This window comes from Bacillus sp. FAU20, from assembly GCF_056033865.1.
Genome location: NZ_JBVYHY010000003.1, coordinates 302853 through 317780, shown reverse-complemented (window position 1 = coordinate 317780; position 14928 = coordinate 302853). Strand labels below are relative to the sequence as shown.

Annotated in this window: 17 protein-coding genes and 1 pseudogene; 7 read left to right on the top strand and 11 right to left on the bottom strand. The window is 33.4% G+C overall.

Features of this window, described 5'->3' with window-relative positions:
* Positions 1-110: 110 nt before the first annotated feature.
* Positions 111-266: a sporulation histidine kinase inhibitor Sda gene (gene sda, locus AC0OM3_RS01885; protein ID WP_000850094.1), complete on the top strand. Its 156-nt coding sequence runs from the start codon at positions 111-113 to the stop codon at positions 264-266.
* A gap of 185 nt (positions 267-451) precedes the next feature.
* On the opposite strand, the gene AC0OM3_RS01880 is transcribed toward sda, so the two are convergent.
* The gene (locus tag AC0OM3_RS01880; protein ID WP_001254988.1) at positions 452-1240 is read right to left on the bottom strand and encodes a phosphatidylserine decarboxylase; all 789 of its coding nucleotides are present in this window, start codon (positions 1238-1240) and stop codon (positions 452-454) included.
* Between the two features lie 290 nt (positions 1241-1530).
* On the bottom strand, positions 1531-2244 hold the full coding sequence (sigK, locus tag AC0OM3_RS01875) for an RNA polymerase sporulation sigma factor SigK (protein WP_000051382.1): 714 nt from the start codon (positions 2242-2244) through the stop codon (positions 1531-1533).
* Between the two features lie 150 nt (positions 2245-2394).
* Here sigK and AC0OM3_RS01870 point away from each other — a divergent pair, with 150 nt between their 5' ends.
* Entirely contained in the window at positions 2395-3315 is a 921-nt protein-coding gene (locus AC0OM3_RS01870) for a hypothetical protein (RefSeq protein ID WP_003302736.1), read from the top strand.
* Positions 3316-3358: 43 nt separating this feature from the next.
* Here AC0OM3_RS01870 and AC0OM3_RS01865 read toward each other — a convergent pair.
* The 3 genes and pseudogenes from AC0OM3_RS01865 to AC0OM3_RS01855 form a co-directional block, all read right to left on the bottom strand.
* A pseudogene (locus AC0OM3_RS01865) lies at positions 3359-4853 on the bottom strand (YcdB/YcdC domain-containing protein).
* Positions 4854-4941: 88 nt separating this feature from the next.
* Complete coding sequence (gene rpmG / locus AC0OM3_RS01860; RefSeq protein ID WP_001265617.1) at positions 4942-5091, bottom strand: 50S ribosomal protein L33; 150 nt, start codon at positions 5089-5091, stop codon at positions 4942-4944.
* Positions 5092-5234: 143 nt separating this feature from the next.
* On the bottom strand, positions 5235-5861 hold the full coding sequence (locus AC0OM3_RS01855; protein WP_000245986.1) for a nitroreductase family protein: 627 nt from the start codon (positions 5859-5861) through the stop codon (positions 5235-5237).
* Between the two features lie 361 nt (positions 5862-6222).
* Between AC0OM3_RS01855 and AC0OM3_RS01850 the strand changes: the two genes are divergently transcribed.
* The gene (locus AC0OM3_RS01850) at positions 6223-6873 is read left to right on the top strand and encodes a GTP pyrophosphokinase (RefSeq protein WP_000456230.1); all 651 of its coding nucleotides are present in this window, start codon (positions 6223-6225) and stop codon (positions 6871-6873) included.
* Positions 6874-6951: 78 nt separating this feature from the next.
* Here AC0OM3_RS01850 and AC0OM3_RS01845 read toward each other — a convergent pair whose 3' ends face one another.
* A complete protein-coding gene (locus tag AC0OM3_RS01845; protein ID WP_000413043.1) occupies positions 6952-7419 on the bottom strand; it encodes a hypothetical protein in 468 nt (155 codons plus the stop codon).
* A 54-nt stretch (positions 7420-7473) separates the two neighbouring features.
* Complete coding sequence (locus AC0OM3_RS01840; protein WP_000714913.1) at positions 7474-8859, bottom strand: alkaline phosphatase; 1386 nt, start codon at positions 8857-8859, stop codon at positions 7474-7476.
* Between the two features lie 263 nt (positions 8860-9122).
* On the opposite strand from AC0OM3_RS01840, the gene AC0OM3_RS01835 reads away from it, so the two are divergent.
* Complete coding sequence (locus tag AC0OM3_RS01835; protein ID WP_000706690.1) at positions 9123-9956, top strand: GNAT family N-acetyltransferase; 834 nt, start codon at positions 9123-9125, stop codon at positions 9954-9956.
* 15 nt (positions 9957-9971) lie between these two features.
* The gene (locus tag AC0OM3_RS01830; RefSeq protein ID WP_000819833.1) at positions 9972-10856 is read left to right on the top strand and encodes an alpha/beta fold hydrolase; all 885 of its coding nucleotides are present in this window, start codon (positions 9972-9974) and stop codon (positions 10854-10856) included.
* 41 nt (positions 10857-10897) lie between these two features.
* Here AC0OM3_RS01830 and AC0OM3_RS01825 read toward each other — a convergent pair whose 3' ends face one another.
* From AC0OM3_RS01825 to AC0OM3_RS01815, 3 genes are all read right to left on the bottom strand, one after another.
* Entirely contained in the window at positions 10898-11398 is a 501-nt protein-coding gene (locus tag AC0OM3_RS01825) for a DoxX family protein (RefSeq protein ID WP_000236609.1), read from the bottom strand.
* Positions 11399-11662: 264 nt separating this feature from the next.
* Positions 11663-12199 (bottom strand): hypothetical protein, encoded by a 537-nt coding sequence (locus AC0OM3_RS01820; protein WP_000931926.1) that lies wholly within the window; start codon positions 12197-12199, stop codon positions 11663-11665.
* Positions 12200-12216: 17 nt separating this feature from the next.
* Positions 12217-12819 carry a histidine phosphatase family protein gene (locus AC0OM3_RS01815; RefSeq protein ID WP_000779735.1) on the bottom strand — a complete coding sequence of 201 codons (603 nt, stop codon included), beginning with the start codon at positions 12817-12819 and terminating at the stop codon, positions 12217-12219.
* A 123-nt stretch (positions 12820-12942) separates the two neighbouring features.
* On the opposite strand from AC0OM3_RS01815, the gene AC0OM3_RS01810 reads away from it, so the two are divergent.
* Complete coding sequence (locus AC0OM3_RS01810; RefSeq protein WP_000871283.1) at positions 12943-13281, top strand: hypothetical protein; 339 nt, start codon at positions 12943-12945, stop codon at positions 13279-13281.
* A 69-nt stretch (positions 13282-13350) separates the two neighbouring features.
* A complete protein-coding gene (locus AC0OM3_RS01805) occupies positions 13351-13473 on the top strand; it encodes a DUF4023 domain-containing protein (protein WP_000071861.1) in 123 nt (40 codons plus the stop codon).
* 40 nt (positions 13474-13513) lie between these two features.
* Here AC0OM3_RS01805 and AC0OM3_RS01800 read toward each other — a convergent pair whose 3' ends face one another.
* Positions 13514-14752 carry an eIF2A-related protein gene (locus AC0OM3_RS01800; RefSeq protein WP_000709063.1) on the bottom strand — a complete coding sequence of 413 codons (1239 nt, stop codon included), beginning with the start codon at positions 14750-14752 and terminating at the stop codon, positions 13514-13516.
* Positions 14753-14928: the final 176 nt, after the last annotated feature.

Sequence of the window (14928 nt, the reverse complement as noted above, 5' to 3'; positions counted from 1 at the left end):
CTTTATCCACCTAGGTATGTGGATAACCACTCGTTTGTGGCTGTCATATTTTTTTGGTACATTAAATGCATCAACGAATCAATCCTTATATTATTAGGAGGTGACTCACCTTGAAAACAAAACATATGGAACAGTTATCCACTGAGTTACTCACTGAGTCTTATTATAAAGCAAAAGAACTAAAATTAAATCCCGACTTCATTTTACTTATAAAACAAGAAATCATTAGACGCTCATTAGAGGACAAGCTTGTCAAATCATCTTGATTACATATAGAGTGAAAGTTTAATCAGCCCGTACCAATTAAACAGTTAAAGGATACATTATTGGATGCCCTGTAAAAAGAGCCATCCTACGATGGCTCTCGAATAAACAAGTACTCCCATCTAGGGGATTTCATCATTAAGTATCTTTGCCCATAACTCTTACTTACGGTTATAAAAGCTTTTCTTTATTTATGAGCTAAGCGAGTAGCTATTTTTTCACCAAGACGAAGCTCTTGTCCACTCTTTAATTCCTGCACTACTTCTATCATATCTTTTTCAAACAATAACACAACTGTTGAACCAAATGTAAAGTATGCCATTTCTTCACCTTTTTGAACAGTGTCTCTCTCATGCAAAAGCTCAATACTATTAACAAACATGGCACCTACTTTTACAAGAGCCATATGCTCGCCATCACTGCTTACTTCTGTAACAGAACGATAATTTTTTGACAGTGGTTCTTTCCCGTATTCCATACCAGCTGCATTTACCGGATATGATTTTCTACCGAGTACAAATCTTTCAGTCACAGAACCAGAAAGCGGACTATGAATACGATGATAATGACTTGGGCTTAAATAAATAACCATATATGTACCACCTGCATATCGCTGTGCACGTTCTTCATTACCTAGCATATCCACAATCGAATAACGCTTTCCTTTAATATCAAATGTTTTTGTATCCTCAATAGGACCATGATCTGCAAAAACACCATCAACAGGACTAACGATACTCGATGCATCTGCATCAATACTACGCTTTCCTTCTTTTAGCTTACGCGTAAATAATTCATGCAATGTTCTATATTCCTTCAAACCCTTTTCCATCTCATCTTGATTAATTTGAAAAACTTTCGCATACGATGGAATAATGATAGAGCTCAAACGAGATTGTGCAAATTTACGTAATATATAAGAAGTAAAGCGACCATTTGTAAGTTCTATCATAAGTCGATATAATGTACGTCGCAAATTGCGAAACCCCCTAATCAGTCTATAACTTTAGTTTTCCCTTCTTTTCTTTCTATATCATATGTAAAATTGGTTCTTATTCCCACATATCATATAAAGCAGCCTTATTATACATACAGAAAACTAAGTATGGTATTATTCTTAAATTATTTAGCACCTTCTAATATTACAGATAGAATCCGTCATTTTCAACAGTGAACATGTATTTCTTCTTAGCATAACGCGTTTTCTTTTCTTATTTACAATAAGAAAAGCAGCCCATTTTAAAATATGGCTGCTTCTAATACACTTTACTCTTTCGCTTTTTTCTCTTTCTCTGCCCTTACAAACTCGTGGAACATTTTCATTAAAGCACGCTTTTCGATCCGTGATACGTAGCTTCTAGAAATACCAAGTGCCTTAGCGATTTCCCGCTGTGTTTTCTCCTTATCTAGCCCAAGTCCAAAACGTTTCACAATCACTTCTTTTTCTCTTTCGTCTAAAATATCGATATACTCTTTAATTTTTTCTAACTCCATACTAAGCTGAATCATATCAATTACATCTTCAGACTCTGATTTTAATATATCAATAAGCGATATTTCATTGCCCTCTTTATCTTGCCCGATTGGATCATGAAGTGAAACATCTTTTTTCGTTTTCTTTAGTACACGTAAATGCATCAAAATTTCATTTTCAATACAGCGTGCTGCATACGTCGCAAGCTTCGTTCCCTTTCCTGCAGAATAGCTCTCGATCGCTTTAATGAGCCCGATCGTACCAATTGAAATTAAATCTTCTGCATCTTCTCCTGTGTTCTCAAATTTTTTAACGATATGAGCTACAAGCCGTAAATTATGTTCAATTAAAAGATTTCTCGCTTGAGCATCACCTTGCTCCATTAACTCTAAGTACTTTCTCTCATCATCTGATGATAACGGCTGCGGGAACGCATTATTCTTTACATAAGAAACAAAGACAAACACTTCTCGAACCATGTATCCAATTGCGGCGAATAGACTCAAACCTTTCACCTCCGCCAAAATAGTGGTCTTTATTATGTGTATGTGGGCGTGAGGTTGTTTGTGTCTGTACAGTTTATTTATAAAACTCAACACTTCCAACATTTAAAATATTTTATCGTTATATTATAATTAAATAAAATTGTTATTTATATGAATATGCTATTAAAGGGGACACTATTCATGATTACATTAGATAGATTATTAAATGTAACAATTTATTTAGGGGTATTTTTACTTTTCATTTCGTTCATTACTTTTGTTATTAAAAGAGGGCCTGATTTATTATTTTTTCAATTTGGAATTTCTTTATTTTTTGGAGCTCAAATTATAACTGGAATAAATTTTTTTCATAACTATGGTTTCTCGTTTCACTCAAAACTAGAACTACTTATCTTTATTTTCTATGTAATTGGAATTATTACATGTATACTACTGTTCTTTCACTTTCAAAATCCGTATCGAATTTTTTTATTAATTTGTAGTTTTTTATTTTTAACTGGTTCCAATTATTACTTTAAAGAAACATTAAATTTTAGTAAAAAAACTCCAAATCAACATAAAACTTTTTTAAGTACACAAGAAGACTCTTTTCCAAAAGAAGTCCGTAAATTTTCAGAGGATTATAATAACATAATAAGGAATGATTTTTATGAAATACCGATGATTCCTACTGAATTACAGATTACAAGCAAAAAAGATTCTTCCCATAGTACATCTTTCTTAGTTGAACTTCATAATAGCGAGAATGAAATTACTGATGACTCTGTACAATTAACTCCATCAGACCGTTTTTATATACTGTTAAATACACAAAAAACAAAAATATCAAAAATAGTATATGAAGGGCAGAATTTTTTCACATTTACAGTCACACTAAAAGCTTTTAATTTACAGCAAGAACCAGAAATTCATAATATGTTTTTAGAAATAGATAAACGTAGAGCGATGAATCTTCTTAATTTTGAAATTAAAGCCCATACTAAAGAATGGAACGTAATATTTAAAAGTGATAATTCTTCTTCCCATCTTCCTATCACATTTACTTTTGAAAAACGAACAGGCAAAGTATAAAAATAAAAAGAGTTATTTTCTTTGAAAAATAACTCTTTTTATTTTACTTACTCCAAATCTTTCTCCCAGTTTTGGCATCAATATAACGAATTTCTCGACTACCGTCGAAGAACTCTTTATAATTCTCATCCGTTGTTTGTTTATACAGCAATTGATATACCGTTTCCTCTGCATCATGATCTACAAACCATTCTAATTTAACTCGGATAGCCTCTCTGTATATTTCTAATGCTTTTTCTTTTGTTACTTTTGGTGTTGTTTTATATGTAAGTAATTCTTTTATAAAGTTGCCACACTCTCCAGAGTAGTGCATCACAGCACCATTTTCTGCATTGATGTTGATCATAATATATTTCCGCTCTACATGAATGTCATTTACATAGATTGAAAAGGAAAACCTCTCTATCCCCTCTTCCTCCTCATAATTATCCCAAAGTTGAACATACTTTGTCGCATCTGGGATAATATGCTCTAAAAATTGAAGTGCCTTGCTTAAACATTGCTCTCTTGATAAGATTGTTTTCCTTTTTTTTCTCATCCTTCCACATAAAAAAAGAAAGCAATTGATTTGTTTCTTTATCTAGAGTAATTACAACGAATTCATCATGTTTCAACATTGGAAAATGTTTTTTATAAAACTCATCCATTGAATATGAATCCTTCTCTTCTATTTCTTTTTGTAATTCTTCTTTTAATACAAATTTTATCCGGACTTCATCCTCATCTACTTTTTCATCTATTTTGACAAACTTCCCCTTGCCCCAATCAAATAAATCAAACACATCTTTTTTTTGACTACTCTTTAGCGGTTTATCAACAAGTACTGTAGAAGGTAATTTATAATGTTCTGGCCCGTATAAATCTTTGCCTGTACTTGCATCAATAAATGCATGACTAGGCTCTGGTTCATATACAAGATGGTACCCTTTTACTTCTTCCCCGTTTTCATACTCCCACGAAGAGTATGTTAAATCTACAAATACAAGTCTCATATCTTGTCTAGCTTTCAAATTTTCTAAAACGACATTCTCCTCAACAATTTCACTTGGCCATGACGGCTTTTTCTCTATCGCTTTTTGTCCATTATAATGGAAATTCACAATATTTCCTGAAGGATGAACTCGCACAACACACCCTGTATTCGGCAATGGATAGCCATTCACTTCTTGCATATAATTTACTTCTTTCCAACTGCGCCTGTCATCCTTAACAGTTACATATGTATAAAATTCAGATCCTTCTTTTGTATATTTTTTTAAGAATGTATTTGCAATCGCTCTTGCTTTATTTTCCTCTATCGCTTCCTCACCGCTCGAAAAAGCTTTTTCATCCTCTATCCTAAGGTCAACTAAACTACCAGTATGTCTATTCAACGTAATCTGTATTGTTCTCTCCTCATCCGCTTTATGCTCCCACCATAATAGATGATATGGGTCATCCACACCTTCTTGATCATCTACAACAAGCCTATAATCATCTGGAATGTTAATAATATGAGCCACCTGCTCTTTTCTTTCTTTATCTTTTTGATTCATCATACCGCTCCCTTTATTACAATTTAAGGTAATTATAACAAACACAACCAAAAAATATAAACAAAAAAAGACTAGAGATATCTCTAGTCTTCTACTTCGTCTCACGATGCAACGTTACTCGCTTTAATCGTGGACAATATTTTTTTAGTTCGATGCGCTCTGGATTGTTTCGTTTATTTTTTTTAGAAATGTAATTACGATCACCGCACTCCGTACAAGCTAGTGTAATATTTACACGCATATGTAATTCTCCTTTCTTTTTAAGATTGCAAACTAAAACGTAATGATTACGATTTATATATTATATAACTTCATTCTATTTGTCAATTACAAAACAAAAGGGTCTAAATAGAACCCTTTTGTTTAAGTAATCTATGCTTTGTATTAAAATGTTTCGTATGTAACAAACTCACTAATCGGCTTTCGATATCCTCGTGGGCGAGTTTTAGTCGTATCACTTTTTCCTATCGTAATCATTAAAACAGGTACTATATGCTCCGGCATATTTAATTCACTTTGTACTGCTTTTTCATCGAAACCAATCATTGGACATGTATCATAGCCATAATATTTAGCTGCGTACATAAAAGTCATCGCGCTTAACGAAGCATTTCTAATCGCTTCATCCTCCATGAAACGCTCTCCTTTTCCTTCATATAAACCTTTCGTTTGCCTAATTGTATCTTCATATTCACATTCATCAATCATTTTTAAAACTTTCATACCGAAGTAAATATTTTCAACATTTTGGTATGCTTTTTTATCACCACAAACGAGCACTACCGCTGATGCACTCGATACTTTATATTGACCGAAAGCTAATTCTTTTAATCTTTCTTTTCGCTCTTGATCACGAATTACAACATAATGTGTGTGCTGCAAATTATAGCAAGATGGAGAAAGCTTAGTTAACTCAAATATTTTTTTAAAGTCCTCATTAGAGATTTCTATACCTTGTATAAATTTCATTGCAGAACGTCTAGCAATTGCTAATTCTTCAAAGTTCACCATATATCCTCCTCAATAACTATAAATTTAACTATAAATTTAAATATACATTAATTTATACAAATAGATAAATAAAATAAAAACACTTTAAATTCGAATAATAATTATGATTAACAGCAAAAAAGACAAAAAGCTGAAACAATTAGTTCATACGAAATTCACACGAATCTATTACTATAGAAACTGTACATAGTGAACTTATTAACAATCACGTTTATTTATATAAAATCTTACTCGAAAGGAGTTGAAAGTATGAAAACTAAATATCGCTTTATGATCTCATCATTTGCTGCTTGCGCTTATATGATTTGGTATTTAGTATAATAACGACCTCACTTGCAAATAGGAAAAGGTGTGTATATAAATGGAATATAATCAATCAACAGTTAACTACTGGAAAGCTTTTGTATTACCATATACATTTGCTTTAGAAGAGTTAAAAACTAAATTTGAAATTATGAACCGGGAAGCTCAATTTCTAGAGGATTACAACCCGTTTGAACATATAAAAACAAGACTAAAACAACCTGAGAGTATTATTAAAAAACTAGAGCGCAAAAGCTTATTACCAACAGTTGAAAACGCTCAAACACATTTACAAGATATTATTGGTATTCGTATTACATGTTGCTTCGTAGAAGATATCTATCATTTGAAAGAAGTCATTCAAAAACGCGAAGATATGGAAGTCATAGAAGTAAAAGATTATATCGCTAACCCAAAACGAAACGGATATAAAAGTTTACACATGATTATTAAATACCCTTTATCATTAAATTCTGGTACAAAAGATGTATTTGCAGAAATTCAGTTACGTACACTGGCAATGGACTTTTGGGCAAGTTTAGAACACAAACTTTATTATAAATATGAAGGGAAAATACCGGAGTATTTAAAAGATGAACTACATGATGCAGCAATGAAAGCTGAAGATCTTGATAATAAAATGGCCACAATTCGTCAAGATATTGATGATATTGAGGCATGCTCAAATCAAATTATGCTACCACTATAAAAAAAGGTTCTCGCCAATGAGAACCTTTTTTTATACCATTTTGGGAAATATGACTCCTACACTTATTAAAGTTTCACGTTATTTTTTCTCTATTATTCGAACCTCTTCAATCTTCCATTTATCCTCTTCTTTTCCAAGGGCATACTGTACTTTCTTTTGAAGAGTAATGCTGTCGTCTACTTCCTTTTCTTTCGTTTCAACAATAACATACCCTACTTTACTAACTTTCATATCTATATGTTCCAATTCAATTTTCTTATTTCCCTTTTGAAATGCGGCTTCTTTTTGTATTTTTAAGTCTTCGGCACTAGGCATCTTCTTTGAAAATAACTCCATATGTTCTGCAAGATTTTTTTCATTCGTCGTTCGCACAAATGCATTAATAACATCTTGAATAGATCTCTCTTCTTCTTTTGGTATTTGTACCTTTTCCTCAGTTTTTTTAGTAGTAGATTTTTGTTCTACGTTATTCTCTTCTTGTTGACATCCAACTAGTAATACTACAAATACTAAAAGGAACCTTAATTTTCTAAATAATTTTTCCATATTCCCAACTCCTAAAAAGAAAAGTGAGGCATTTCGCCTCACTTTCGCTCTTAATTAGCGTCTTCCTTTATTCGGATCGCCACCGCCAACAATATCAAAGACACGTTTCGCTATATTTGTATTCTCTTGAACGCCAGAGAACAAGTATTTACCTGGACCAAATGCATACACGTTCACATCTTCCCCTGTATGTCCACCCGTTGTCCAGCCTGTAACCGAGCGCTTATTGAAAATATCTTCAATTGCATTATCAATCTTTGTTACATCTTTTGACGGAGCTATATCATTTACAGCTTGAATTTCTTCTGGAGTTAATTGTAAATCAATATACTTTTTCAATGTTTCTTCTACATTTGCACCTTTTGCAATCTCATTTGCCATAAAGTCTGGTGTGCGCTTTGCAGCTTTAATTGGTTCTACTTTAAAGTTATACTCGCCATTGGCACCTAAAGATAAGCCACCAGTAGCGTGATCTGCCGTTGCAACAACTAACGTATTTTTATCTTTTTTCGCAAACTCAATCGCTGCTTTGAAAGCTTTTTCGAAGTCTTCCATTTCACTCATTGCACCAACAATATCATTATCATGTCCAGCCCAGTCGATTTGACTTCCTTCCACCATTAAGAAGAAACCATTTTTATTTTTGTTCAAACGCTCAATTGCTGCATTAGTCATTTCTTCTAATGAAGGTGTTTTTTCATTACGGTCAATCATTTTATCTAATCCACCTGGTGCAAATAAACCAAGAATTTGATCATTTTTATCATTTAACAATTGATCTCTATCCGTTACATAGCTATAACCAGATTTCTTAAACTCTTCTGTAAGATTACGATCTTTTCTAACAAAGTTCTTTACGCCGCCGCCAAGCATAACATCTACCTTATGCTTCCCTTTAATTTTCTCATCAAAATAATCATTTGCAATTGCGTCCATATTTTTACGGCTAATGTCATGCGCACCGAAAGCAGCTGGTGTTGCATGTGTAATTTCAGAAGTTGCAACGAGTCCCGTTGATTTCCCTTTTTCTTTCGCTTGCTCAAGAACTGTTTTCACTTCCGCTTTATCATTATCAACTGCAATTGCAGCATTATATGTTTTAATCCCTGCTGACATAGCTGTTGCTGCCGATGCAGAGTCTGTAATATTTTCATGTTCATCTTCTGGGTATGTTTTTTGTGTTCCTACAAGATGCTTATCAAATTCTGTAGATTCCATTTCAAAGGTTTTCGGATTATCTTTCATATAACGGTGAGCCGTCATATATGAAGGGCCCATACCATCCCCAATTAATACGATAACATTTTTAATCTTTGCATTGCTTCCGTTCTCATCTGCATTAACCTCACTAGAACGAGTAAAATTCCATGTTGCTACCGAAGTAACTGCTAATGATGCCACAACTGCAAATGGCCATGCTTTTTTCACAAACTTTTTCACTGTCTTGTCCCCCTAATTAGGTTATTCATTTCCCACTATCAAATTTAATGGAAGACTATTAAGAGAAAATTAGCTGTATGTAAATTTTTTGTTAACTTATGTAAATATCAGTTATAATTTGTATAACTTTGTCTTTTGGTATCAATCATCCCGCCCTTTACAATTTAAATATAAACAAGTTGGATTTCATTTATTAACCTAAATCTCTTTTTTACATTTTGACTCTATTTTTATGAAAATAAATAGAAATGCGGTGAGCCTTTATGAAAATAGTAAAGCTAAATGAGTCTTTTATTTTTGAATTACTTAATCTTTGCAAATCTGTTGGATGGTTACACGATGAAATTTTTATGAAAAAACAATTCGAAATGTATCTTTCTATCGGCACACTTGTAGGTTACATTCATGAAAACAAACTCATTGCGACTGGAGGAGTATTTCCCTTTACACGTAACTTCGCTTCCATTGGTATGTTAATCGTTCACCCTAATTTTCAAGAACGAGGAATAGGGCGCATGTTGCTAAATCATTGCTTGGAACAAATTCATCCAAAACAACCCATTGCACTTATTGCGACAAAAGCTGGCGAACCTCTATACACATCATGCGGATTTCAAACAGCAACAAAGATTCATCGTTTTGAAAAGCAAACTATTAAGACGGACCCTTCTCACTTACAAGAAGTACAAGAAGAAGACCTTATATCTCTTACTTCTCTCGATCAAATTGCAACTGGTATGAATCGTTCTCTACTTTACTCTTTGCTACTACCAAGGGCCGTACACTCTTTTAAAATTGAAAGAAATAACTGTATAGAAGCTTTTTCATTATGCATACAAAAGGGCAATATATTATGTATCAATCCACTTATCGCCAAGCAAGAAAAAGATGCTATTCAATTATTAAAAAAGATATGTGAATGTTGGAATGGTATAGTACGAATTGATGTCCCACACTCACAATTTACATTTCGTAAATTTCTTCAAACAGAAAATTTCCAAGAAACGCTCCTTTCACCGCTTATGATAAAAAATGGTAGCCGACTTCCTGGAAATCGTAATATGCTATTTGCTATGATAGATACAGCGTTATGTTAGAAAGGAGACACCTAATTGAAGCGATTTAGCTATTTTATGGTAGGTTGTCTTACTCTTACACTATTAGTAGGATGTAGTGCAACAGAAAAGCCAGTAGAACAAGTAAAGCAAGTGAAAAATACAATTACAGCGAAACTAGCTACCGAGGAAAAAATGGTAGAAATAGATGGTCAAACCATTTACTTTAAAAAAATTGGTAATGAAAAACCACCTTTACTTATGATTCATGGCTTTGGAGGGTCATCAGATGGTTTTCAAAAGATTTACTCCGATTTAGCAAAAGATCATACAATTATTTCTGTAGATGCTTTAGGATTCGGGCGCTCATCTAAACCAATGGATTTTTATTATTCTTTTCCAACTCATGCAAATTTGTATTATAAATTAATGAAAAAACTAGGGTATGATTCATTCGCAATACTGGGTCATTCCATGGGGGGAGAAATTTCTCTAAATTTAACATATTTATATCCTGAAGCAGTTACTCACCTTATTTTAACTGATGCTACAGGTGGCCCTCATACATTCGTTAATAAACAAGGCTCACCAAAACCACAATTGTCGACTGATTTAAATGCCGTTTCTTCTATTGCAGATTATGATAAAAGCAAAGTGAAATTCAAACGTAATGATGAAGAGCATTATAATAAAATGAAATTATGGCCTAGGCGTCTTAAAATTAATGCAAATGAAATGAAACAGCCAACTTTAATTATATGGGGAAGAAATGATAGTAGCGTTTCATGGAAAGAAGGAGAAACGTATCATCAATTCTTAAAGAATAGTACCTTCCATATTATCGAAAAAGGTTATCATGCACCGTTTCGTCAAGAGCCACAAGAATTTGTTGGTTATGTAAAAGAATTCTTTAAAAACAATCCGATACAATCTGAAAAATAACATAAACGGGTATCTCATTTTGAGATACCCGTTTTCATATATTAAGCAGCTTGCTTTTGGCGTTTTTGAGTTTTTGATCCTAATACTTTTGGGATAACGAAGCCGTCAATTCCAAATTTACCAGCATTCATACCAGAAACCAGAACGAACATAGATAAGATAACCATTTCAGGATTCACTCCAATTGACCCACTAAACATATAGGAAAAGTTCATTACAAGGCCAAAAAAGACCGCTGTTTTTGTTAAACAGCCTACAATTAAACCAATTCCTACTAAAATTTCTCCCCATGTTACAAGTGTATTAAACAAATCTACATTTGGAATTGCAAATTCTTGTAAGAATGATGCCCACCAAGATTGAACAGCCGGTTGTGCACCTTTAGATTTTTCAATTGCACCTTGCAAATAACCTGTTGCATCGAATCCTTTCCCTTGTAGTTTACCGATTCCAGCCATTAACCATGTGTAACCAAGATATACTCGAATTACTGCTAATACAAAAGAAACTGCTTTGTTTTCTCTTAAAAATTGAATAACCATATCTTCCTCCTAAAGTTGTAATTAAATTAGTTACAGATAATATAATAACATTAGTTACTTATTTTTCAAACGTTAATTATGAATAATCCGTGACATGTGTATGAAACATTAAAAACTAACGTTTATATAGTAACTTTTATTACCTGTAAAAACTTGAACATATCATACCACAGGTGATAATCATTTTCATTGAAAAAATTGTAAAAAAAATGTGAGTTAAATGTGAAACACGTTTATTCGAATATAGAATAAACGTGTTTCACACTAATTATAGAATCGAAATGTATGTGTCTCCTCATCAATTAAACTTGCTTCTTGAAACGCTTCTTCTAACGTTTTCCCATGGTTAATAACCCCATAAAATAAGCGTATAGTAAACATAAGTGCTGCATTTCCATCTACATAATCAATCGATCCAATATACGATTTCGCACCACTATGTAAAAAAGATTTTGCTAGATTTTGCTCCCCTAACGTGCACCCGCTATTTACAATATGTGTATTATGCAATTTTGCATATTCATAAATTTCTTCTGTACCAAAATACCCTCTCGGTTCATCTTGTTCATATACTTCTTCGCCTAACTCTTCCATGACAAACTTCCCTTCTTCACCATGAAAGCAAAAAATAATATAATTAATACCATTAAATAAGTTCTTTCCAGAAAGAACTTCCACAAAATCTTTCGGTCTACCAATCCAATATGTCACAACCCTTGCACCAAAATATTCAAGAGATGCTCGGATTGATTGCGCCTCTAAATCCGAATTAAAACCAACTACTAATGCAATATTCAACATACAACCCCATCCTATAATCAGCCCTTATCAATCAGAATTTTATTGTATAAATCCATTTCATATATGCCCGTTTCCTGCAAAAAATCTGATCTAGTTAAAACGACTTTCTGTAAATATTGCCTATATGCTGTAATTGTTCCATCGTGGGATACAATGCAAATTCTTTCAACACTCAGTTCATAACACCAAAGAAGAAATTCATCTACTATTTGCTGAAAACTATTCTTTGAAATAGTGTTTATACCTTCCTTCCATAACTGATTATTTGAGCTTTTCTCTATCGAAAAATGCGGAAATAACTTTGTTATCATTCCCTGATCTACTATATAATCGCACGGTAATGTTCTCGCTTCTTCTCGATAAGGAAAAATACGCGGGGATACATATGGATGGACGATTTTTTGACAAGCTACCTTCTCACTCCATATTGTCGCCGTTTGTAAAGTTCTAAGTGTAGGACTAGCAATTAATATATCCGTTTCTTGCAATGGCACATTGCATTGAAGTAATTTAGCCTGATTCCTTCCCTCATCCGTTAATGGGGGATGCAACACTTGTAAACTTGACGGCAAGTCCTTTGTATGTTCTCCTTCACCGTGCCGAACAAAGACGAGTTTCATACCCACCCTCCTCTCTCTATGAAATCCTTCAACATAATTTCTTCCCTATCTCATCCATTATTCCTGCTATATAAAAAACCGATATGTCAAATACTTTTTACAAGAGAGAGGGGAATCACAAATATGAAATGGATAACCATCTTAATCGGAATGATCATATGGGTATATATAAACGGATTTTTTAGTAGTGATAAAACTGCTAATCCTTGGATTACAGATGATGAACGGGAAACAAAAATTAAGCAGAAAGCAATTATTGCAAGCTGGTCTGGTGTTTTTATGTTTTGTATCATTAACCTCTTAAACAAATGGTTAGGTGTAGAAACGAGCAACGCGTCACCTTACTTACCACCTTCTGTCGCAACTATTTTAAAAGAAAATGTAGAGCTACAAATTTTATTTATGCTATTTATTACGTATGGCATATTTTACGTATACTATAGAAGAAAACTAAGTGCTTAACTTTTATCTCATGATTATCCTCCTAAATGGATATAGTAATTAGGACGAAATGAAAGGAGCGATATAAAAATGAGTAACTCGAATGATTTTTTAGATACACTGCATGAAAAACAAGCAAAAGATGAACAAAATAGAAAACGTCAGGGGAACGGAAACCCCGCGAAAAAGAAGCCAAATAAAACACATAAATAACAATAAAAACCTGCCTAAAATTATCTTTTAGGCAGATTTTTTATTCTTCTTTCACCGAAATGACATTTTCCCAATTCCATTTCTCATAATACCACGCTGGTACATCTATATTTTCAATCCACTTCTTTTCTTGCTTTCCATCACTATTGGCAAGCCATACATTGGCTTTCTTACGGTCTGAACGTATCCATATTAAGTGATTGCTCTTCTTTATAAAGATTGGATGATAATCACCCTGCTCATGAGGTGGCTTTGTAATTTGATGTTGTTTATCGCTTGTACGATCAATCTCATATAAAGATGGCAGTGGCCTTTTTTCCGGCGGAGTTTCTATTCCTGCCTCTTTTGCCCTCGAAACGATAATTACTTTGTGGTTCTTCCATGCAAAATCCCAATCGACATATCCTTTCGGCGTAAATGTGTTCTGCTGAAGTACTGGCAATTCTTTTACTTTTAAATGTTTATTCTCTAACGCAACTCTCCCGCTTCCTTCAATATAGGCTAATATGTTGCTAGATGGCGCCCATTTGAACCATTGTGTGTTTAATAACATTTGGTCTATCTTTTCAAACCGGCTGCCATCTGCTCGAACTAAGCAAAGCGTATTACTATCAGCTGACCATGAAGCTGTCGGTACCGCTAAAAATGAAATCCACTTTCGATCTGGTGACCACTCAAATCCACTTGCAACTAGCGCTAGAAAATCATCATGCTCATTTGGCAATGCATACAAATGCTTCATTTTGTGAGGATTCATATGTGCATCTTTTTGCACTTCATATAGCTGGGCTCCTGTCCATCCTGTTGGAAGTAAGTGTGCTTCAGATGATATAAGAAAGTTCTTTCCATCAGGGTACCATGCATAATCACCTACACCAGCTGATACATTTTCAAAATCAGCATTCTTTTTTTCTACCTCAAATGTATGTAATGTACCTGTAAATATAAATGCAATTATATTTTCTATTGGTGACCATTGATAATTTGATACTTCTAAGTGAAACGGCGTAACTTTCTTTCCATCTTTCAGCCGATATAACTCAAGAGTACTTTGTTTCTTCCCTTTTACATATGCTAGCCACTCCCCATCATATGACCATTTCGGTCCTGTTATGTATTCTCCTTTTGTAAGTTGTTTTTCTTTTCCATCAACTTTAATCCAGAGGTCATGATGACGAATAAAAGCAATTTTCACTCCACTATTTTCTGCTTTAGTAATAGTAATTGAACTTAAAAATATGAATAATAATGCGGTGACACTTGCTATAGCCTTTTTCATAACACTCCTCCATTTCCCTCATAGCATTCCTCAATGTCCACCTACAATATGTGAAAAATACCTATTCGACATAATCAGAAAAAATTTCTCAAGAAATTTTCAATTCATAGAGGATTAGTATGAATTATGCCGAAAATATAGTTTAGCTAACATCCGATTATGTAATTTAAGAGAAA

Bases quoted from the DNA above. Each gene is read 5' to 3' on its own strand.
- AC0OM3_RS01810 (WP_000871283.1), top strand. From the start codon at position 12,943: ATGAAATGGATAACCATCTTAATCGGAATGATCATATGGGTATATATA.
- AC0OM3_RS01835 (WP_000706690.1), top strand. From the start codon at position 9,123: ATGAAAATAGTAAAGCTAAATGAGTCTTTTATTTTTGAATTACTTAAT.
- AC0OM3_RS01820 (WP_000931926.1), bottom strand. From the start codon at position 12,199: ATGTTGAATATTGCATTAGTAGTTGGTTTTAATTCGGATTTAGAGGCG.
- rpmG (WP_001265617.1), bottom strand. From the start codon at position 5,091: ATGCGTGTAAATATTACACTAGCTTGTACGGAGTGCGGTGATCGTAAT.
- AC0OM3_RS01805 (WP_000071861.1), top strand. From the start codon at position 13,351: ATGAGTAACTCGAATGATTTTTTAGATACACTGCATGAAAAACAAGCA.
- AC0OM3_RS01845 (WP_000413043.1), bottom strand. From the start codon at position 7,419: ATGGAAAAATTATTTAGAAAATTAAGGTTCCTTTTAGTATTTGTAGTA.
- AC0OM3_RS01870 (WP_003302736.1), top strand. From the start codon at position 2,395: ATGAATATGCTATTAAAGGGGACACTATTCATGATTACATTAGATAGA.
- AC0OM3_RS01815 (WP_000779735.1), bottom strand. From the start codon at position 12,819: ATGAAACTCGTCTTTGTTCGGCACGGTGAAGGAGAACATACAAAGGAC.
- AC0OM3_RS01800 (WP_000709063.1), bottom strand. From the start codon at position 14,752: ATGAAAAAGGCTATAGCAAGTGTCACCGCATTATTATTCATATTTTTA.
- AC0OM3_RS01850 (WP_000456230.1), top strand. From the start codon at position 6,223: ATGGAATATAATCAATCAACAGTTAACTACTGGAAAGCTTTTGTATTA.
- AC0OM3_RS01825 (WP_000236609.1), bottom strand. From the start codon at position 11,398: ATGGTTATTCAATTTTTAAGAGAAAACAAAGCAGTTTCTTTTGTATTA.
- AC0OM3_RS01855 (WP_000245986.1), bottom strand. From the start codon at position 5,861: ATGGTGAACTTTGAAGAATTAGCAATTGCTAGACGTTCTGCAATGAAA.